Annotated in this window: 20 protein-coding genes; 6 read left to right on the forward strand and 14 right to left on the reverse strand. The window is 39.9% G+C overall.

All coding sequences use genetic code 11. The features are described from left to right. Positions 1-9: 9 nt before the first annotated feature. On the forward strand, positions 10-804 hold the full coding sequence (cobS, locus tag PL11201_RS14800; RefSeq protein ID WP_079679716.1) for an adenosylcobinamide-GDP ribazoletransferase: 795 nt from the start codon (positions 10-12) through the stop codon (positions 802-804). A 143-nt stretch (positions 805-947) separates the two neighbouring features. Here cobS and PL11201_RS14810 read toward each other — a convergent pair whose 3' ends face one another. After that, complete coding sequence (locus PL11201_RS14810; RefSeq protein WP_079679718.1) at positions 948-2171, reverse strand: hypothetical protein; 1224 nt, start codon at positions 2169-2171, stop codon at positions 948-950. 231 nt (positions 2172-2402) lie between these two features. On the opposite strand from PL11201_RS14810, the gene PL11201_RS14815 reads away from it, so the two are divergent. Next, positions 2403-3044 (forward strand): Uma2 family endonuclease, encoded by a 642-nt coding sequence (locus tag PL11201_RS14815; protein WP_079679719.1) that lies wholly within the window; start codon positions 2403-2405, stop codon positions 3042-3044. 213 nt (positions 3045-3257) lie between these two features. Here PL11201_RS14815 and PL11201_RS14820 read toward each other — a convergent pair whose 3' ends face one another. After that, positions 3258-4910, reverse strand: a complete 1653-nt coding sequence (locus PL11201_RS14820; protein ID WP_079679720.1) for a DUF6930 domain-containing protein — start codon at positions 4908-4910, stop codon at positions 3258-3260. Positions 4911-5132: 222 nt separating this feature from the next. Here PL11201_RS14820 and PL11201_RS14825 point away from each other — a divergent pair, with 222 nt between their 5' ends. Continuing rightward, complete coding sequence (locus PL11201_RS14825; RefSeq protein WP_079679721.1) at positions 5133-5306, forward strand: type II toxin-antitoxin system PemK/MazF family toxin; 174 nt, start codon at positions 5133-5135, stop codon at positions 5304-5306. Continuing rightward, the gene (locus PL11201_RS14830) at positions 5284-5526 is read left to right on the forward strand and encodes an HNH endonuclease (protein WP_234996706.1); all 243 of its coding nucleotides are present in this window, start codon (positions 5284-5286) and stop codon (positions 5524-5526) included. The genes PL11201_RS14825 and PL11201_RS14830 overlap by 23 nt, the downstream gene beginning before the upstream one ends. A gap of 181 nt (positions 5527-5707) precedes the next feature. Here the strand turns inward: PL11201_RS14830 and PL11201_RS14835 are convergent, their stop codons facing one another. The 5 genes from PL11201_RS14835 to PL11201_RS14855 form a co-directional block, all read right to left on the reverse strand. Continuing rightward, a complete protein-coding gene (locus PL11201_RS14835; RefSeq protein WP_079679722.1) occupies positions 5708-5992 on the reverse strand; it encodes a hypothetical protein in 285 nt (94 codons plus the stop codon). Positions 5993-6073: 81 nt separating this feature from the next. Continuing rightward, entirely contained in the window at positions 6074-7063 is a 990-nt protein-coding gene (locus PL11201_RS14840; protein WP_079679723.1) for an ABC transporter permease, read from the reverse strand. A gap of 58 nt (positions 7064-7121) precedes the next feature. Then, positions 7122-7637 (reverse strand): adenine phosphoribosyltransferase, encoded by a 516-nt coding sequence (locus tag PL11201_RS14845; RefSeq protein ID WP_079679724.1) that lies wholly within the window; start codon positions 7635-7637, stop codon positions 7122-7124. Positions 7638-7707: 70 nt separating this feature from the next. Next, positions 7708-8103 carry a phosphomannose isomerase type II C-terminal cupin domain gene (locus tag PL11201_RS14850; RefSeq protein ID WP_079679725.1) on the reverse strand — a complete coding sequence of 132 codons (396 nt, stop codon included), beginning with the start codon at positions 8101-8103 and terminating at the stop codon, positions 7708-7710. Positions 8104-8256: 153 nt separating this feature from the next. Further along, on the reverse strand, positions 8257-8937 hold the full coding sequence (locus tag PL11201_RS14855; protein ID WP_079679726.1) for a DUF305 domain-containing protein: 681 nt from the start codon (positions 8935-8937) through the stop codon (positions 8257-8259). Between the two features lie 108 nt (positions 8938-9045). Here PL11201_RS14855 and PL11201_RS14860 point away from each other — a divergent pair, with 108 nt between their 5' ends. Next, complete coding sequence (locus PL11201_RS14860; RefSeq protein ID WP_079679727.1) at positions 9046-9609, forward strand: NUDIX hydrolase; 564 nt, start codon at positions 9046-9048, stop codon at positions 9607-9609. Here the strand turns inward: PL11201_RS14860 and PL11201_RS14865 are convergent. Next, positions 9593-10087: a diguanylate cyclase gene (locus PL11201_RS14865; protein WP_079679728.1), complete on the reverse strand. Its 495-nt coding sequence runs from the start codon at positions 10085-10087 to the stop codon at positions 9593-9595. The two genes, PL11201_RS14860 and PL11201_RS14865, sit on opposite strands and share 17 nt — an antisense overlap. 173 nt (positions 10088-10260) lie before the next feature. Between PL11201_RS14865 and PL11201_RS14870 the strand changes: the two genes are divergently transcribed. Beyond that, positions 10261-11481 (forward strand): ISL3 family transposase, encoded by a 1221-nt coding sequence (locus PL11201_RS14870; RefSeq protein ID WP_144017774.1) that lies wholly within the window; start codon positions 10261-10263, stop codon positions 11479-11481. Here PL11201_RS14870 and PL11201_RS14875 read toward each other — a convergent pair. The 6 genes from PL11201_RS14875 to PL11201_RS14905 form a co-directional block, all read right to left on the reverse strand. Next, positions 11478-11891 carry a hypothetical protein gene (locus PL11201_RS14875; RefSeq protein ID WP_079679730.1) on the reverse strand — a complete coding sequence of 138 codons (414 nt, stop codon included), beginning with the start codon at positions 11889-11891 and terminating at the stop codon, positions 11478-11480. The genes PL11201_RS14870 and PL11201_RS14875 overlap by 4 nt on opposite strands. A gap of 101 nt (positions 11892-11992) precedes the next feature. Then, positions 11993-12841, reverse strand: a complete 849-nt coding sequence (locus PL11201_RS14880; RefSeq protein WP_079679731.1) for a diguanylate cyclase — start codon at positions 12839-12841, stop codon at positions 11993-11995. A 74-nt stretch (positions 12842-12915) separates the two neighbouring features. Further along, positions 12916-13269: a slr1659 superfamily regulator gene (locus tag PL11201_RS14885; RefSeq protein WP_079679732.1), complete on the reverse strand. Its 354-nt coding sequence runs from the start codon at positions 13267-13269 to the stop codon at positions 12916-12918. Positions 13270-13314: 45 nt separating this feature from the next. Beyond that, a complete protein-coding gene (locus PL11201_RS14890; protein WP_079679733.1) occupies positions 13315-13890 on the reverse strand; it encodes a slr1658 family protein in 576 nt (191 codons plus the stop codon). A 288-nt stretch (positions 13891-14178) separates the two neighbouring features. Next, entirely contained in the window at positions 14179-16701 is a 2523-nt protein-coding gene (locus PL11201_RS14895; RefSeq protein WP_234996707.1) for an adenylate/guanylate cyclase domain-containing protein, read from the reverse strand. Between the two features lie 448 nt (positions 16702-17149). Next, a complete protein-coding gene (locus PL11201_RS14905) occupies positions 17150-18733 on the reverse strand; it encodes a B12-binding domain-containing radical SAM protein (protein ID WP_079679735.1) in 1584 nt (527 codons plus the stop codon). Positions 18734-18761: the final 28 nt, after the last annotated feature.

Below are 18761 nucleotides of genomic sequence, written 5' to 3' on the forward strand. Positions count from 1 at the left end.
TTTTTTACCATGCCAGAGGATTACTTTCGATCGCTCTCCCAATTCTGCCAACGACAGGGAGCCGCCTTAGCCGCCGCGATCGCATTTTATACCTGTTTTCCCATTCCCCTGTCTTGGACGCTGGAGTTTAGGGGCATCGCCCGTTTAGCTCCGGTGGTCGGGATATTGATTGGGGGGATTTTAGGATTAATGGATGGGGGATTATCTCTTTTAGGGTGTCCGGTCTGGACTCGCTCGGTTTTGGTGATTGTCACCGGAATTGCAATAACCGGAGGATTGCATTTAGACGGGGCGATGGATGCGGCCGATGGTTTAGCGGTGGCTGACCCGAATCGACGGTTAGAGGTGATGGCGGATAGTGTTACGGGAGCTTTTGGGGTAATGGCTGCGATCGCGATCGTTTTATTGAAGGTCGCGGCTTTACAGGATGTGACGGCTAACCGGGGATTAATTTTAATGGCCGTCGCGGGTTGGGGACGGTGGGGACAGTTGGTGGCGATCGCCCGTTATCCCTATTTGAAAGCCACGGGAAAGGGGGCTTTTCATAAAGATACCCCCTATTCCTCCTGGGATTTAATTCCCGGTGTGCTGATGCTGATGGCTTTAAGTGGGGTTTTAGTGATCCTCCATCCCCAACACTGGTTAGTGGCCGTGGGTCTAGCCTTGGGGGGAAGTGCGATCGCTATTTTAATTGGGGCTTGGTTTAACGCCCGTCTGGGAGGACACACCGGAGATACCTATGGGGCTGTGGTTGAATGGACAGAAGCCTTTTTATTGGTGTTAGTTGTGGCACTTCAGGGGTAGGGGAGGCAGGGGAGGCAGGGGGAGCAGGGGGAGCAGGGGAAGCAGGGGAGGCAGAGGGAGCAGGGGGAGCAGGGGAGGCAGGGGAGGCAGGGGAGGCAGGGGAAGCCAACTATTACCCATTACCCATTACCCATTACCCCTTCTCACTTGGCTTCAATCCAAATTTTAATCCCTTCAATTCTTAACCCTTGACCCTTGGTGCCGCAGTATTGGCCGTTGGTGCAGACGGGAACATCTCCTTTATTTTGGATATGGGCGGTATAAAAAACACTGTAGTTAGGGGCTTGGGGGCCGATTAGTTCAATCGCTAATCCTTCGATTTGTCGGTTTTTGCCCCGCTCTCCCACCAGTTCACCTTCGGGAGTTAGGGGTGTGTCCCCAAGGGCTGCGATATGAGCCATATAGCGCAGACTTAAACCTGCTATAGCGGGATCAATATTAATTTGAAAGGCTTCTAAACGTCTTCCCTGTCCCCGAGTTCCGGCATATTCCCTGGCGGCAAAAGTGCGATCGCCTAATCCTTGTAAATGGACTAAAATCTTTAAGTTAATATTAGAAAGACTGGCTTTTTCTTGAGTTTTACCTGCTAGGGGAGCATTGCCAAAGAAAATATTTTTACCATCAATTGTTGGAGGTAATTTCGTGACATCTATACTAGGAACAATAATTAATTCAGGAGTTCTTGATCCTTGAGGTTCATCTAAAATTACAATATCAGGAATGGCTGGTTTCGGAGCAGCAACAGCAGATGGGGCGACGGCTGGCATGGTAAAATTAATTTTTCCTCTGGAAATTGCCACACCCAAAGATTTACCAAAGGCGCTCGTAATTTGTTCTTCTAAAACTGCCCATTGATTATCGTCTAAACTCTCTTGTTTTTCGACTAAATTCACTAAGGCCACCAAGGGATGATTTCCTGTAGCTAAGGCTTCCGCCCCAGAATGGAGTTGATTTGTTTGTTGAGAAATCGCAGTTTGCAATTCCCGAGCCTGATTTTGAGCCGTTTGTAACGGGGGAAACTCTTTTTGTTCGTTGTGGGTTAGGGAGAGAACTCGCTCTAAAGTTTGTAAGGCCTGTTGGTGCGTTTTTTGATGAGCCGGAGCGGGTGTTAGATTTAGCAATAAAGTCTCTAACTCTTGTACGGAGGTGGCTTGACTAGCCGTTGGTTGTCCTTGGCTGAGTAGGGTTTGTTGAATCTTGCTAAAGTCTTGGGAGTAGGCTATCAGTTCATCTACTAAGGTTTTTGTCGGTGGAATTCCTGCGGTTTTGAGTTTCTGTGCAGTTTCGGCCAGACGGTTGCCTAAATCGGGATAGCGTTGGGATAGGGCACTCAGTTGTTGTTTTAAGATTTCGTGAGTCTGTTCCATAAATAATAATCCTCCTAGTTCACAAAAAAAAATGGGTTGAAAGCGCCTCGGTTATCCTTGGGCTTTTTGTTATTGATATTTATTGTATGATACCATCCAATTAAGTTTAATTCTGGTAAAATTTTATTATTATAAACTCCCTTAGCAGGGGAAAAAAATTATTTAACAGCACTTGGTAAGTTGTGTTTGAATTTGTTAAAATAAAAGCGATCGCTCATCAATGATACCGTTATGAGTCCTATTCAAACTCTACTCCCGACCGATACCTGGGTAACAGTAACTTGGGATGAATACTTAGCAGCATTAGATAATCCCATCTATTCTAATGCCAGAGGTTATTATTTTAATGGACGCATGAGGTTAGAAATGTCACCCCTAGGAAATCCCCATTCTCGTGATCATGCCACCGTTATTGCCGTGCTGTATCTATTTGCAGCATTGCGGAATATTGATTTAGATGCTCATGACAACTGCACCTACCGTAAAACCGGGTTTGACGAAGCCCAACCCGATGCTTCTTTTTATATTGCTGACAATGCAGAAATCATTCCTTGGGAAACCACAATTATTGATTTAGATCAGTTTCCCGCGCCTGATTTAGTCATCGAAGTTGCCTATTCTTCTTTAGCAGATGATCAAGGGGAAAAACGACTACTTTATGAATCTTTAGGGGTACAGGAATATTGGATTATTGATGTTCAAGCGGTTAAGGTAATTGCGTTTAAAGTTGAAAATCTAGGGAGTTATAGAATTAAAGAATCTCACGTTTTACCGGGGTTACAAATGGGGATATTAGAGGAAGCATTTCGTCGTAGTCGTCAAACCAATCATGGGAAAGTTAGTGCTTGGTTGTTATCAGAATTTCAAAGTTAATACAATATAGCAATCCCAAATAGGTTGTAACATTTCAATACTGATATGAAACAGTCAGAATTATTACCCCTGTTCCCAGATCCGGCGTTCCCTGTTCCCTTTTGATCAGGAATTTTAACACAACTCAAATAGGATTGCTATAGAGTTTGAGATAAAAGCTATACCCTGAACTATGGAATGATTCCCCCCTTTTTTTAGTTGAGGGGAAATCTTTTAAAATTCCGATGGAATTAACTGTAATCGCCCTAAATCTAAATCTTCAGAAGGAATAAAATGAACTTCTAATAAAGCCATCATATCCTTAAATTGGGGTTTACCTCGGGAAGCACCCGTTAATCCCATGGCAATAATTAAACCACACCAACCCTTAGTTTTTTTACAGCGTTGTTCCCATTTTTTTCGCGCTTCTTGATGCACCGGATCATCTTCAATAAACTCTCCAAATAAATGTAAATCTCCATCTTCTGTCTTCAAAATTCCCAAGTCATAATTAGAACCCGCCATCGGATCTTCACCTGGATTAAAACCAATTCCTTGCAGTCCTCCAGCATCCTGTAAACTGCGAATTAATATCTCAGCTTTCGGTTTAGTCGTTTGAATTACAACCACTGGTAAACCCTCTCCGAGTTCGGGAATTTCTGTTTCTGCGGCTTGGTGAAATTGGGTATTACTTCGCAAATATTTGGCCGTTTCCCAAGGGACAACTCCCAAACTCAAGAAAGATTTAGGCGGGACTAAATCGTCGCGTAACCGTGGAGCATCGACGTCCATATCCTCGTCATCATCATCATCATCATCCGCCACCATTGACGCCAACTCCGAGGCAATATCGGGTAAAGTTTCCACCTTCACCGAGACCTGTTTTTTTTCCCCATCGGGCAAATCGACCGGAATTCGATACCGACGGTTTAGACTGGGAAATTCATATCGGGCTAATTTTTGACGATGATCGCGTAAAAATCTATGTAAGGCCTCTAAAGCGATTAAAACAATCGCCGCTTCTTCATCATACAAAATTGAACGTAATCCTTCTAAGGGATGAAGATTGCCAAAATTGGGTTCAATTTCCGAGGGGGATAAATTAGTGATCGTGACAAAATCATCATCATCCTCGTCCTCATCCTCATCAAAACCATCGGTGCGATCAAAAGTAACAAATAAACAGTCCTGAGTTAAAAAGGCTTCCTCTAAATTTTCATAGGATTTATTGCGAACAATTCTTTCTCGAAACCGCTTTAACGAATCCAAAGAACGATATAACAATACCCCATAATCCATCCCCAATTTCCCCAAAGTGGAAACATATAAGGTATTAATGCCAAATAAGTTTAATTCAATCGAAATAATCTGATGATCCCCTAAATGTTCCCAAGGAGCATCTTGCCAAATTTGATAGGCTTTTTCCGTCACCACTTTCGCATATTGGGGGGGGAGTTGGGGCGGCCGACTCTGGGCTACTTCCTGCAACCCCCGAAAAATTTCATCAATCAGAGGTAAATCCGGGACATATTCAATGACAATATCTAAATTTTGCAGAACCCCTCGCAGAAAAAATTGAATTTCCCGATCTTTGACCACTATTTTTTGGGGACGGGCTACAGGCGCGGGACTTTGGGGATGTTCGATCGCCCTGAGTAGGGTGCGGACAATTGCCTCTGGCCCCATATCCGGTGCAACCATATCCATTGCTCGCACCATCCCCTGGGAACCATCTACCCAAATAATACATTCGCCCGCAGTTTCGGAGTCTGTATCGATACTAGGACTGGCATCGGTCGCCATTGGACGCCGATCTCCTTCCCACACACTGGGAATTTGGGGCAAATTTTTGAGCCTACGAACGGTTGAGTGATTCAGAGTTGCCATCAAATTAATCTTAATCTTGGGGTAGTTTCACCAGTTTCGATGGTGCGGCACAACGAATTGCTTAAACTCGCCATGGTGTCATGTAATGCTTTCTCTATCTTATCGAAAAAATGGGTTTAAAACCCCTAAGTTCTACTAAAGATGTTAAAAAAGCCTTGAAATCCTTGGAAAATTTACAATAGGAGGATAAAAAATGCGCTCCCAATATAGTATTTTAATTCAATGGTCAGAACCGGATCAAACCTAGAAATCGGTAAAACTCGCCCTTGTGTAATTGTCAGCAATGACGACATTGGTGTTCTTAGGTTAAAGGTTATTGTACCCATTACAGGATGGAATGATGTATTTGCAAAAGTTCCTTGGATGGTAAGAATTGAACCTACATCAGAAATCTAAAAAGAACAAACGCTCTCGTTATATTCCGGCTTCAATCAGAGTTTCTGTTTTAACTAGAGACAATTATAAATGTCGTTTTTGTGGTCGAAGCTCTACACAAATACAGCTAGAAGTTGATCATATTAAGCCTTTTTCACAAGGAGGAAGCCATGAGATGAATAACTTGCAGACGCTTTGTATTGACTGCAATCGAGGTAAAGGAGCCCGTCATTTAGACTAGATTAATTTAGAAACTAATATAGAAAATTGCTCAAAAAGTAGTGCAAGCGTCCTGAGTCGCTGGTACAGATAGAGGTTTTCTAGGGATAAAAACCCTAGCAAATATTTTGAAGCGGTTCTAATTGACCAAAGAGAAAATAGCGATCGCTATCAGTTTACTTTGTTTTGTTACCCGCTTAATTTTATTTAATTTGGATAAATTCAATCTGCGGTAAAAGGGGATCTTTAACCATCGCAATACCCGTAAATCCCCAGCGCTGTAAAATCGGTTTAATTTGATAACCCGTAACCGATTCTACCGCAAACCGATCTTTAACATCCGTAGCGTGTTTGTTTAAATAACTCAAAGCATCAAAATTTTCTGAAAATAATAACAAATAAGTCGATGGACTATCGGGGTCAGGATGGGCAGTCACATACCGTCCATCAGCTTTCGAGCGCAGAATATAATAAACTTCAGAGAGCATTTAAACCGTCTCCTTAAAATTGCAAATTAGGCTTACCCCAATTTATTTTGATTCTATTACCTCTATTTTAACTCTAAAATTTCATCGTAAATCTTCTAATTTAATTCGGGGGTCAACGGCTTTTAAGAGTAAATCCGCTAATAAATTACCAATAATTAACATCACCGCCCCCATCATTAAACTCGCCATAACTAAATATAAATCCTGTTGTTGTACCGCTTGTAAAATTAATTTACCCAATCCCGGCCAGTTAAAAAAGGTTTCGGCAATAAAAGCTCCCCCTAATAAACTGGCAAATTCAAAGCCCAATAATGTAATTAAAGGGTTAATCGCATTCCGCAGGGCGTGAATATAAATCACCCGATTTTCTGGCAGTCCTTTCGCCCTCGCTGTTTGAATATAATCCTGACGTAAAACATCTAAAAGTTGCCCCCGCATTAATCGTTGTAACCCGGCAAAACTGGTAATACTTAATGCTAAGGTCGGTAAAATACTATGCCAAGCAATATCGGCTATTTTTCCCAGGGGTGATAAATCGGGAAAATTAATACTGGTCATGCCGCCAACGGGAAATAAAGGGGAGGTTTTTTGAGCGAAAAATAATAATAATAAAGCCGTGATAAAACTGGGAAAACCCTGTCCGGTGTAACTAATCACTTGCAAAAATCGGTCAGTAAAACGATTCTGATTCACCGCCCCAATTATCCCTAATGGAATCCCGATGACCCAGGTTAAAATTAACGATGAAAACGCTAATAATAAGGTAGCAGGAACTCGTTCTATCAGTAGGGAAGTCACAGAACGTTGATTGGCAAAACTAAAGCCAAAATTTCCCCTAGTGATAATTTGGGTTAACCAATACCAATATTGTTCTAGGGGAGATTGATCTAGGTGAAATTGCTGTCGCAATTGTTCCAAGGTTTCGGGGGAAATTTGAGGATTATTGGAGAGGTTATCTAAATAGTCTCCGGGGGCAAGTTGAGTAATGGTAAAACATAAAGCCGATGCTAAAAGTAGAGTTAAAAGTGCCTGTAATAAGCGCTTACCAATATAGACTAATGTTTCACTCATAATCTTAATTTTACCCCTTGATAACTAACAAATTTCTCCCGGAAAAACTCTAAAACTATTAATCATATTGTAACAAACTAATTACCGGAACATCGGGCAATTGTTCCCGTCCTTTTAAACCGTTAAGTTCAACCACAAAACAAAATCCTGCCACCGTAGCCCCGGCTTGTTGAACTAATTCTGCCGTGGCTTTGGCTGTGCCTCCAGTGGCAATTAAATCATCAACAATTAAGACTTTATGCCCCGATGAAATGGCATCTTGGTGCATCTCTAAACAATCTGTCCCATATTCTAATTCATATTCTGCCCGATAGACGGCTGCGGGTAATTTTTTGGGCTTACGAATCGGAATAAAACCTACTTCTAATTGATAAGCTAAGGGCATTCCAAATAAAAACCCCCTGGACTCCATCCCGAGAATATAGTCAGGAGACAAAGGACGACATTTTTCTGTTAAACAATCAATGGTATATCGAAGTCCCTGGGGGTCTTGTAACAGGGTAGTAATATCTCGAAATAAAATTCCAGGCTTAGGAAAATCGGGAATATTGCGAATGAGAGACTTTAAATCCATGAGTATTTTAGTAAAGGCGAAGATCGATTGACTCAGGGCAATTGTCTCTCATTTTGTGCCTTCTGTCGAGTTATTTTTTAGTCTGGCTTTTGACATCTTCTTCGGGAAAACGAGTAATATCATCATCCCCTAAATATTCGCCATTTTGGACTTCAATCATGACTAACGGAATTACCCCAGGATTTTCTAGGCGGTGGGGGGTATTCATGGGAACATAGGTGGACTGTTTGGGAAGTAGTAAAATTTCCTCTCCGCCACAGATCACTTTAGCGGTTCCTGCCACAACAATCCAGTGTTCACTGCGATGATAGTGCATTTGGGTACTGATATGATAACCCGGATTTACCACAATTCGATTAATCCGATAGCGCTCACCTTCCTCGAGTAAGCTAACCTGACCCCAAGGCGGTGTCCGAGTTGTCGATTCTGTATTCAAGATCGGTTGTGAGGTTTTATCCTTGCTCATAATGGTTGATGGGTAATTGATTGGTTATTAATTTTAAAGTCTCTAAGGTCAATATAGATATTAGATATTATACCTCAATTTACCAAATCTTTAATTGCCATCATCCCTAAATCCCCAAGATTTAAAGGATGACGGTTAAGGGAAAATTTATGATTAATTAGATCCTGGTTTTAACCATTGTTTCATCAGCTTAATTTCTGCTGCTTGGGAAGTTAAAATAGCTTGGGAAAGTTGCTGAATTTCAGGTCGTTTTGACTTCAATTGAGCATCTTTTGCCATAGTTAATGCCCCTTCATGGTGAGGAATCATCGCCTGAACAAATCGTTGATCAAAACCTGCATCAGCAGCACCTAAATCAGCCATCATCATCATTGATTCCATCTGTTCAGCAGACATGGACATACTGTGACCCATAGCCGCATGATACATGACAGCACCCTTCGCTTGGGGATACCATGTTTTCCGCCATTCCTGCATCTGAGCAATTTCTTTTTTCTGGGCTTTAATAATTTCTTCTGCTAATTTTTTAAGTTCAGGATTATTAGATTTTTGCAGTACCTGTTCAGCCATTTTAATCGCGCCTTGATGATGGGGAATCATCCCATCAATAAAGCGTAAATCATACTCGGCATCAGCCGGCCCTAAATCCATCATCATGCTATGATTTCCTGGCATCATCCCGTTATTTTGGGTCAGAACTGTTTCCGAACTAACGGGAGTTGCTGATTCAGAAACCATGGATTTAGAATCGGATTTAACCATTGTACAAGCTCCCAAAATCAAGGTAATAGGAAGCCCGAGGATGGGTAATAAAAAACGAGCATTGAATTTCATGGTTTTGATGTCAAAGTTAGCAAGAAAAGGATCGGTAAGTTAAGATTAAATTCAAGCCAAGGATTTAATACTTAAATCCTTGGCTTTAGTATAACATAAAAAGATGAAATGAGCAAAAATGATTACCCCTCTAATCCTTGGCGAGTGGTTCAAAAGTTACTAGAAATACCGTCTCCTTGGGTTACGATTATTGCAGAACAATTAGAAAATCATCAAGGCGAAATTTTAGACTATTGGCGGGTTGAAAAAGCCGATTCTGTTGTAATTTTAACAATTCAAAATCAGCATTTCCTGTTCCCTAGACCGATGTATCGTCCAGGGGTAGGAAAAACCACCTTGGATTTCCCAGGGGGAAGGGTTTCCCCAGAAAAAACTCCTTTAGAAACGGTTCCAATTATTCTGCAAAAGGAGTTGGGAATTAAACCCTGTGATCTTGATAAAATTACTCCTCTAAATCATGAGGGTTGGCTGATTAATAGTTCATTTTCTAATCAAAAATTGTATGGGTTTGTAGCGGAACTGTTGCCCAATATTTTAGTAGATCAGAACTATTTGGGCGCGACCTATCCTACGAATATTTTAGGCATTGAAGATTTACTCCAGGATTTGGTTTGTTTTCAGTGTCGCGGGATTTTATTAGAGTGGAAATATCAATTTAAAATAGGTGAATAGCATTAGGATCAATAACAACAACCTGATCGCGTCCCTGGGCTTTAGCTTGATATAATGCCCGGTCTGCAAATTGTAATAAATCATCACAGGATTGAGTATGTTCAGGAAACCCCGCGACCCCAATTGATATAGTCACTCCTGTTAAGAAATTATAGGAATACTCATACTGTAAGTTTTTAATCTTTTGACGGATTTCCTCCGCAATAATTTCAGCAACTTCAATATTTGTATTGGGTAAAATAAATACTAATTCTTCCCCCCCATAACGATAAGCTAGATCGGAAGTTCGCATCACACTTTGTACCGCTTGAGAGACTAATTTTAAAACAATATCTCCAGCTTTATGACCGAAATTGTCGTTAAATTGCTTGAAATAATCAATATCTGCAATTAAAATGCTTAAACACTCTTGTGTTTTTTGGGCTGAGTTAAAGACCTGGGGTAATACGAGATCTAAATATCTCCGGTTCTTCAGTATCTAGTATGCTAAAATTATAGTTAATAAGATCAAGAAAGAAGAAAAATATATCCAACAATAGCTGAAAATCTTTTTCCAGTTGAGAGTTGAGCGATATGTACTGTTAAGTGAAATCAGAAAAAGAGTAAATTTAGAGTAAATGGGTAACAATGGCTTCAAACAGGGAAATTAAAATGCTCACAGAACTTCTGGGGCTAGAAGGAGTAAAAGTGGGAGCACGCCATCAGCATAAAGGGATTGGAATAATTTTAGAGATAGAGACAATCCATCAGGAAAGTATCTGTCCTCGTTGTGGGGAAAAAAGCCATAGATTACATCAAAATCATCGATATCTAATTAAAGATTTACCTTGGGGAGAATCTCCAGTATTTTTGGAAATAAATAGACGACAGTTCAAATGTAAGAAATGTAAAAAGCCGTTTAGTGAGGATTTAGATTTTGTCGGAAAAAGAAGGACTTATACAAAAAGATTGGCTGATAGAATCCTACAAGAAGTTTTAGAAAAGGATATAAACAGTGTCGCCCAAAAAGGGCTGGTCACAACAGAAGAAATAGAAAGGATGTTAAAAGACGCATCATCAGAATTAGCAGAGTTTAAACCCAGCCATTTAAAAAGGCTAGGAATTGATGAAATAGCATTGATTAAAGGAAAAGGAAATTATTGTGCAGTTTTAATAGATTTAGAGAAAGCGGAATTAATTGCTATCCTCGAAAAAAGAACACAAGAAGAAATCAAAAAAGTGTTGATGGGGTGGGGAAGAGAAGTGTTAGAAAAGATAGAAGAAGTCAGTATAGATCTGTGGAAAGGATACAAAAGCTTAGTCTTAGAAATCATGCCAAATGCTCAAGTGGTAGCGGATAGATTTCATGTAATGGTACAAATCAATCAGGAGTTAGATGGGCAAAGAAAACAAGAAAGGCTGAAGGAAGAAAATTTACTAAAAACAGCAAAGTCCGAATCAGAAAAAGCCAATTCCGAAAAAATTTTAGCAGGATTGAAGAAGAGTAAATACGCTCTCTTGAAGAATGAAAAAGATTTGAATGAACAACAAAGCCAGAAACTAGCCGAAGTGAAAGAGGTTTCTCCTACCCTAAAAAGTATGCACGAATTCAAAGAAAAAATCCGTCAAATTTTTGAGGAAAAAAATGATTGGTTAGGGGGATTATGGCAATTGGGGATGTGGTTAGATGAAGCTAGAAAGTATTTCCCGAAAAGTCAAAAGACAATGATTCGATGGCTAGATGAAATTATTGCCTACTTTGATCATAGAACAACCAGTGGGGTAGTTGAGGGAATTAATAACAAGCTGAAACTGATTAAACGTTCGGCTTATGGATTCAGAAATTTTAAAAACTTTCAATCAAGATGTTTACTGAATTGGCATTTTAACTAAATCTTTAGCATACTAGATACTGAAGAACCATATCTCCGATTAAATAATCCTGTGAGGGGATCATGAATACTGTCATAATGTAGGGATTCCTCGACAATATTACTATGTTCGATGGTTGTTTCTAGGATTAACTCTAAGTCATTTTTTTCCTGAGTTAATAAAGCGACTAAGGATTGTAAATGTTCTTGAGAGGCTTGGAATTTAAGTTGGGTTAAATAGCGTTGTTGGATTTCAGCTTTGAGTTTTTCATGGGATTCATGTAACTGAGCTTCAACTAAATCTCCATGATCAATGATAATTTCTAATAGGATTTCCAGATCAGCTTTTTCCTGTTTAAGAATGTCAATATCCTGGCGAAGTTGGCTGATATAGTCTAACAGTTGCTTTTGAGAAAGATGCTCATTTTCCATTAACTTATATTTACCTTAAAGGATGAGATCAGATTCAGAATGCTATTGATTTAATAGTAACTCAAAAATTAATTGATAATGTTGAAAAAAAAAACAATCTCCTAACGCAAAAGTTCATGGGCTGTAACGACACAGTTTCGTCCATTAGCCTTAGCTTGATATAAAGCTAGATCAGCCGATTGAGTAATTCCAAGACTCGATAATCCATGTTCAGGAAAACTGGCAACCCCTAAAGAAATCGTCACTTTTTGTAAAAATTGATGCGGTTTGTCTAGGCTTAATTTTTCAATTCCTAAGCGCAGTTGTTCTGCTAAATTTTTAGCTTCTTCCAATGAAGTCCTAGGTAAAATCAAGATTAGCTCCTCACCCCCATAACGACAAGCAATATCCGATTGACGAATATTGTAAATTAAAAATTTACTAATTTCTACTAAAACCACATCTCCAGCCTGATGTCCCCATTGGTCATTAAAATTTTTAAAATGATCAATATCACCCATAATAATACTTAGATTTTGCTGATGTTTCTTTGCGTGTTTCAGGTGACGTTCTAAGGATTTTTCTTGATAACGCCGATTAAACAAACCCGTCAAAGGGTCTCGAATACTCAGGTTGTGGGTATACTCCTCGATAAAATCTCCATGAACTGTTGTAGTTTCTAGGATTATTTTCAGATCATAATTAGCTTGAGTGACGGTTTTTAGTAAGGCTTTCAGTTGAATTTCTGATGCTTTTAATTTAGCTTCAGCCACTTTTCGCTCTCGGATTTCTAATTGAAGTTGTAGATTGGATTCGTGTAATTGATCTTCAACTAAATCTGCATGAAATATTGTTGTTTCCAGCAAAATTTCTAAATCAAACTTTTCCCGTTTTAACTGTTCTAGTTTTCGGCAAAGTTTTTCGGTTTCCAATAATAGTTCGGTATTCGATTTTGGGAGAGGATTCTGCATCTTTGTACTGTTTATATATTCTATAAATATCCAGTTTAGATTTAAAATTCCATCCTAAATAGGGATAAAGTTTACTATTCAATCTTTAGCTCTAAAGAGGGCATAAGTTTTTGTAAATTCCTCAGAGATTTTCCTTGCCAGGGAATTTTTGTAGAGGCTAAAACTGTTAAGCTAGTCTCTTTTTTCTGGCGAACTTTAATTACAAATTTAGATAGCATATTAATACCAGAACTATTTAAAAACTCTAATTCTTGGAGATTAACAGTAATCAGGCATGGGTTTTCTTCCAAAATTTCATTGAGCAATTTAATCACAGGGTTAGTGTCTTCTAGTCCACTTAAACGTAAGGAGCCTGATAAAGTTACTGTAGTTGTGTTACTCTCATACATGACTTCATAGTCTTCGGCTTTAATTGCTTTGGTTACCATTGTTATAATCCTAATATTTTACTGTTGATCAATCAATTTTAAATGTTAAATGAAAAGCTGAACCATGGTTGTGACAGTCATAACTTTAGGTTCTGTTTGAAGATCCTCAAATTTCCAGCCCAATCGGGCTAGGTAATCATTGATCATGGTCAAATAGCCTAAACCAGAACTATTCTCACTGTCCAAACTTTTTTCTATTTGCTCAATATAAAATTCTTGAGAGTCAGAATGAATCAGTTTTTCAATAAAGAGTTGGAAGGATTCAAATTTTTCCTGGTTAATACTATTGACCACAACAAAGATTAATCGATCAGTTTTTAAATACAGTTGGATGCTGATCGGATAATTGACATTATAATCACTAAACTTCATCGCATTTTCTAATAATTCATTGGCGATAAAGCTCACGGCACTTTTGATTTCATTTTGTAAATTTGCCGTCGTGGGATCATCTTCACTTTTAGGAAAAAAGGTCGTGACATAATCAGCCATAAAATTAGCGGATAATCCATTATTGCGCCAACGGTGTTTCAGGGGAATCGAACTCGGAGAGAAACCAATGACGAGAAATTCATTGCTTGTTGGAGGAACTTCAACAAAGTCACCAAAAATTTGTGTCATAAATCCTTTGAGTGAGGATACATAAAAAGTTATTTGGGCTACTGTGCTTTTTTTACAAAAAATAACTCAGGGGAGAAACAGTAAAAAATCGGGAAAAGGCACTAAAAAATGGGAAACTGGAGTATTTTTAGGCTACTGGAGTAGAGGATAAAATTTAACTCAATCAGAGCCAAAAACTTTTTGTTAACTGCTCCATGATCGCCTGATTCTAAAAACTCCAGTAGCTCATTATATCATGTTAGGGTAAAAATATTTACTCATGCAATAAAAATCTAATTGGGACTCTTTTTAATTACTTGATAAGGATTGAATCACACGCTGTAAGTAAATTTGAGCCACTTGATCCGAGGGATTTTCTTGCAGACAGGCTTCAAAGCACTGAGCAGATTCGGGAAAGGCTTCCAGATGATATAGGGTTAAGGCTTGCTCAAACAAGGTTTTTGTTTCTACTTTTTTTCGATAGAGCAAGGGCGGATCGGCATCAAAAACTTCAAAAACTGAGACCATTTCTGATTTCCCTTTCACCCTAACTCTATCAATCACTCGGAAGGAGTAAATATTAGGATCTTCAAGGGATAAAAAAGTATGTTCACTAATTAATAAGGGAATGCCATACCTTTTACTTAATTCCTCTAAGCGAGATCCTAAATTAACCGCATCACTAATCACGGTACTATCCATTCTGTGTTGTCCACCTACAATTCCTAACATTAAATCCCCGGTATTAATTCCGATCCCAATGTTAATTGGAGGGCGATCGGGACGTTGACGAGTGAGGTTATATTCTGCTAATCTTTGTAACATAGAAATTCCTGCTTTCACCGCATCATCAGCACTTCCTCCAAATAAAGCCATAATTGCATCGCCGATATACTTATCAATAAAGCCTCGATTTTCAGTAATAGCAGGTTCCATGCGAGACAAATAAGCATTAATAAATTTAAAGTTATCTTCGGGTGTCATCCGTTCAGACATTTGGGTAAAACTGCGAATATCTGAGAACAAAATCGACATTTGTTTCTGCACCGCATCCCCAGATTTTACATCCACTAAACTTTCATATCCTAAAAAAGCCAAAAACTGATTCGGAACAAATCGCCCTGCCGCATCTGTCAATTGTTCCTCTTGATCTAAAGCCAATTCTAAATTACAATTAATCTCAAACATTTCCTCAATAAACTGTTGACGTTCTTCCTCGGCTTTTCGGCGTTCAGTAACATCTTGAAACACACCAATGGCATAGGCTATTTCTCTAAATTCATCATAAATTGGGGTTCCCCACATTTGCAACGGAATTGTCTTATCTAAGTATTGAAAGTCTAATGTATCAATGCAGCAAAACCCCTCATTTAAGGCTCTAAAAATGGGTAGATTCTCTAAAAGGTAAGGTGTTTTTGTGGTTGATGATGAATTTGAATAAACGTTCAATTGTAACGGAGGATTAGAAAATAAAACCTCAACTCCCAACAACTCTTGAGCCACTTTATTGCTATAATATAAATTTCCCAGGGCATCCACAACTACAACACCTAAAGGAATTGCTTCTAAAAATTGATAGAGTCGTCGATTTTGGGTCTTTAGTTCTGACATTAAATCCAAATTTTCAGTTTTTAGCCTTTCATTGAGCAGACTAATTTCTTGATAGGCTTGAGTTAATTGATTTTCCTGAACTTCACTCACTTTCCTTTCGGCTTTTAGCTGATTTAAACTATTTTTTAATTCGATTTCTTTTTGCTGAAGGAGAGAAATCTTTTCTTCTAAACCCGTATATAGAAGGCGTAATTGTTGAGTCATTTGGTTAAATGAAATTGCCAATTGTCCGACTTCATCATCAGTAACCACTGGAGCCACTAACGTCAAATCTCCATCGGAGACTTGAGTTGCCATTTTAGTAATATTGACAATTGGGCGAGTAATTTTTAGGGCTAAAATATAAACTCCCACTGCTAAAATAAAAGCCGAAGTTAATCCCATTAATAAAATAATCCAAGCCAATCTTTTAGCCGGTTGATTAGCTTCTGATTGGTGCATTTCCACTAATAATCCTAATTGCTGTCTATCCAGCCAACGATAGACTGCAATCACTGGAATCCCGGCATGGTTGATATAAGTTTTATAGCCATTTTTTCCCGATAAAGCATCTCTAATCCCTGGACTATTGACTTTTTCTGGAAAGTCATACCGATCAAATTGTTTGGCGGTAAAAAATATCTGAGATCGATCAAATAAATAGGTTTCTCCCGTGGTTTTTAAACCCGTTTTATCAAAAATAATTTCTTCCATTCTTTTCATATTAAGGTGTAATACTAACACCCCAAATACATCCTGATTAGATCCCTTAATCGGTGTCGAGATCGTTAAAGTTGGTTTATTTGTAATAGATGAAACATCAAGATTTTGCACAAAAGTCTTATAAATACCCGCTTGAAAATATTTTTCCTGATCCCGATATTTACCTTCCGATTGGGGATTAGTAGAAAAAACAATTTGTCCCCCAGTTGCCCTCAAAATCTGAACTTCCTGAAAGTCCGGTTTGGTAGCTAATACCGAAGCCATATATTGCCGAATTTGAGTATGAGAATCCTGCCATGCTTGGGAACTCGGATCATCAGTCACTAAAATTTTGGTAGCTGTTTTAATATCGGGTAACTGTGCTAAGGAAAAAGTCGCATTTTTTTGGTTTTCCACCCATAAATTCAAAGCTCTTTCCTTCAGGGTAGCCGTGACTTCCAACTGCTCAAAGATGAGTTGCTGCATGGAGGTTTTAGCACATTGAAATGCGACCGCCGCCACCCCAAGGACAGTGACCATAGATAGCAGTAAAAAATAGATCACAAGCCTGGACATCAGGCTTTTTGTCCAGAATTTCATTCAATTTGCCCTTGATCACTGGTCACAACTTAAGTTTCTCAGGTACAACACAAAACTCACACACACCTGGTGGTCGATGAAGCCAGGAAAGACTTTGCTACTGACTTGGTGGCTCCTTGTTCCCTCAAGACTTACCTTAGAGCTTCTGCACCCTTTTTGCTCAATAATTCGGCACGTTTCCTGAATTAATAGTATATTCAATCTCTGAATTATAAAAACCTCCCGTGTAATTTGGAAGATTGAGTTGAGACCCAACTTAACGGCTGACTCAATTTCAGTGATTCCCAAACGGGACTTACCCATCACTTCCATAGAAAGTAGGGGTAATGCGTGAATTACCCCTACTTATGAGCTTAAATCCCCAAATTTGCCCAAGTTCTGAATCCTTTTAGACCTGTAGGGGTGAGGAGGTGAGGATCTTGACTTCAGGGGTTGCTAAGGGGTGAAGATTAATCTGTTGCTCAATCCGTTCTTTAGCCAAGGCGCGATATTCCCAGAAATGTTCCCCAGCCGCACATAGCCCCAGATACAGATTCAGCAGTTGGGGTTTTTTCCGCAGGATGATCCAAAGTTGACGCCAAAACTGTCCCCGAAGCTCAGGTCGGCGTATTCCCTGATGCCAAATGACCTGGGCGACTAATCTTAACCCTTTACCCAGGGGAAACTGCATGGTTTGTTTTTTAGTTGGGGAGCAGTTAATTTTTAAGCATTGTTGCAAACAGCGTCGCAGATAATTCTCTGGCTCGTATAACGTCCAAAACCCTTCTACATATTCCCGGGCGATATCAGCCATGGGGCGAGTGGGGATAAAATTCATCAGGGTATTTTGGTCGCCGGTGGGGTGACCATTTTCCTCCATTAAGCGTTTTTCTTGTTTCAGCCGATCCCAAAGGGCTGTATTGGGGAGAGCTTGAAGGATACCCAGCATCGGTTGAGGAATACTGGTTTCTTCAATGAAAGCCTGAATCCGATCGCCGGCTCCCGCCTTCTCTCCATCAAAACCCAGGATAAACCCGGCATAAATCAGTAGCCCCGCCTGGTTAATTTTACGACAGGCTTCGGATAGGGGACTACGGGTATTTTGCTGTTTGCGGGTGAATTTGAGGCTATCTTGGTCAGGAGTTTCAATTCCCAGGAAAACCGCATAAAAACCCGCTTCTCCCATCAGTTGTAGGAGTTCATCATCTTCGGCTAAATTGACCGAGGCTTCGGTAATAAAGGTGAAGGGATGGTTGTGTTGCTCCATCCAGGGAATCAATTCCCGCAGAAAGGATTTAACGTTCTTCTGATTGCCAATAAAGTTGTCATCTACAATAAACAGAGAACCGCGCCAACCCAAATCATAGAGGGTTTGTAACTCCTTTAGGGCTTGGGACGGCTCTTTGGTGCGGGGTTTGCGGCCATAAAGGGAAATAATGTCACAGAATTCGCAGTTGAAGGGACAGCCCCGGGAAAACTGCATCGCCATCATCAAGTAACTCTCCCGGTGCAGCAGGTCAAAACGGGGGATGGGACTGTAGCTAACATCGGGCTTTTCCGTCGAGCGAAAGATCCCCTGGGTTTGGCCTCGACTCAGAGCTTCTAGGAATAAGGGAATGGTCATTTCCCCTTCATCGAGAATCAGGAAATCAGCCCCGGCGTCGAGGGCATCCTGGGGGACGGAGGTGGGGTAGGGGCCACCGACAGCTACGGTTTTACCCAGACGCACCGCTTTTTGAATTAAGCCTTGAAAGTCAGGTTTTTGCACTAGCATGGCAGAAAGAATCACCAGATCGCACCAGTCCCAGTCGGCTTGGGTTTCATAGGCGACATTGCGATCGCGAAATCTCATCTCCCAGTCTTGCGGTAATAGGGCTGCAACTGTAATAATACCTAACGGTGGAATCACTGCTTTGAGACCAGCAATTTCCATGAAGCGATCATAAGACCAGAAAGATTGAGGAAATTGAGGATAGATCAGCAATACTTTCATGGATTTTTAGTTTCTAATTTTAGTGACT

Origin of the sequence: Planktothrix sp. PCC 11201, from assembly GCF_900009135.1 — a bacterium.
Classification (GTDB): Bacteria; Cyanobacteriota; Cyanobacteriia; order Cyanobacteriales; family Microcoleaceae; genus Planktothrix.

What these genes read in the sequence shown, in the direction of transcription:
- cobS (WP_079679716.1), top strand. Translation starts at nt 10, where the DNA reads ATGCCAGAGGATTACTTTCGATCGCTCTCCCAATTCTGCCAACGACAG.
- PL11201_RS14810 (WP_079679718.1), bottom strand. Translation starts at nt 2,171, where the DNA reads ATGGAACAGACTCACGAAATCTTAAAACAACAACTGAGTGCCCTATCC.
- PL11201_RS14815 (WP_079679719.1), top strand. Translation starts at nt 2,403, where the DNA reads ATGAGTCCTATTCAAACTCTACTCCCGACCGATACCTGGGTAACAGTA.
- PL11201_RS14820 (WP_079679720.1), bottom strand. Translation starts at nt 4,910, where the DNA reads ATGGCAACTCTGAATCACTCAACCGTTCGTAGGCTCAAAAATTTGCCC.
- PL11201_RS14825 (WP_079679721.1), top strand. Translation starts at nt 5,133, where the DNA reads ATGGTCAGAACCGGATCAAACCTAGAAATCGGTAAAACTCGCCCTTGT.
- PL11201_RS14835 (WP_079679722.1), bottom strand. Translation starts at nt 5,992, where the DNA reads ATGCTCTCTGAAGTTTATTATATTCTGCGCTCGAAAGCTGATGGACGG.
- PL11201_RS14840 (WP_079679723.1), bottom strand. Translation starts at nt 7,063, where the DNA reads ATGAGTGAAACATTAGTCTATATTGGTAAGCGCTTATTACAGGCACTT.
- PL11201_RS14845 (WP_079679724.1), bottom strand. Translation starts at nt 7,637, where the DNA reads ATGGATTTAAAGTCTCTCATTCGCAATATTCCCGATTTTCCTAAGCCT.
- PL11201_RS14850 (WP_079679725.1), bottom strand. Translation starts at nt 8,103, where the DNA reads ATGAGCAAGGATAAAACCTCACAACCGATCTTGAATACAGAATCGACA.
- PL11201_RS14855 (WP_079679726.1), bottom strand. Translation starts at nt 8,937, where the DNA reads ATGAAATTCAATGCTCGTTTTTTATTACCCATCCTCGGGCTTCCTATT.
- PL11201_RS14860 (WP_079679727.1), top strand. Translation starts at nt 9,046, where the DNA reads ATGAGCAAAAATGATTACCCCTCTAATCCTTGGCGAGTGGTTCAAAAG.
- PL11201_RS14870 (WP_144017774.1), top strand. Translation starts at nt 10,261, where the DNA reads ATGCTCACAGAACTTCTGGGGCTAGAAGGAGTAAAAGTGGGAGCACGC.
- PL11201_RS14875 (WP_079679730.1), bottom strand. Translation starts at nt 11,891, where the DNA reads ATGGAAAATGAGCATCTTTCTCAAAAGCAACTGTTAGACTATATCAGC.
- PL11201_RS14880 (WP_079679731.1), bottom strand. Translation starts at nt 12,841, where the DNA reads ATGCAGAATCCTCTCCCAAAATCGAATACCGAACTATTATTGGAAACC.
- PL11201_RS14885 (WP_079679732.1), bottom strand. Translation starts at nt 13,269, where the DNA reads ATGGTAACCAAAGCAATTAAAGCCGAAGACTATGAAGTCATGTATGAG.
- PL11201_RS14890 (WP_079679733.1), bottom strand. Translation starts at nt 13,890, where the DNA reads ATGACACAAATTTTTGGTGACTTTGTTGAAGTTCCTCCAACAAGCAAT.
- PL11201_RS14895 (WP_234996707.1), bottom strand. Translation starts at nt 16,701, where the DNA reads ATGGTCACTGTCCTTGGGGTGGCGGCGGTCGCATTTCAATGTGCTAAA.
- PL11201_RS14905 (WP_079679735.1), bottom strand. Translation starts at nt 18,733, where the DNA reads ATGAAAGTATTGCTGATCTATCCTCAATTTCCTCAATCTTTCTGGTCT.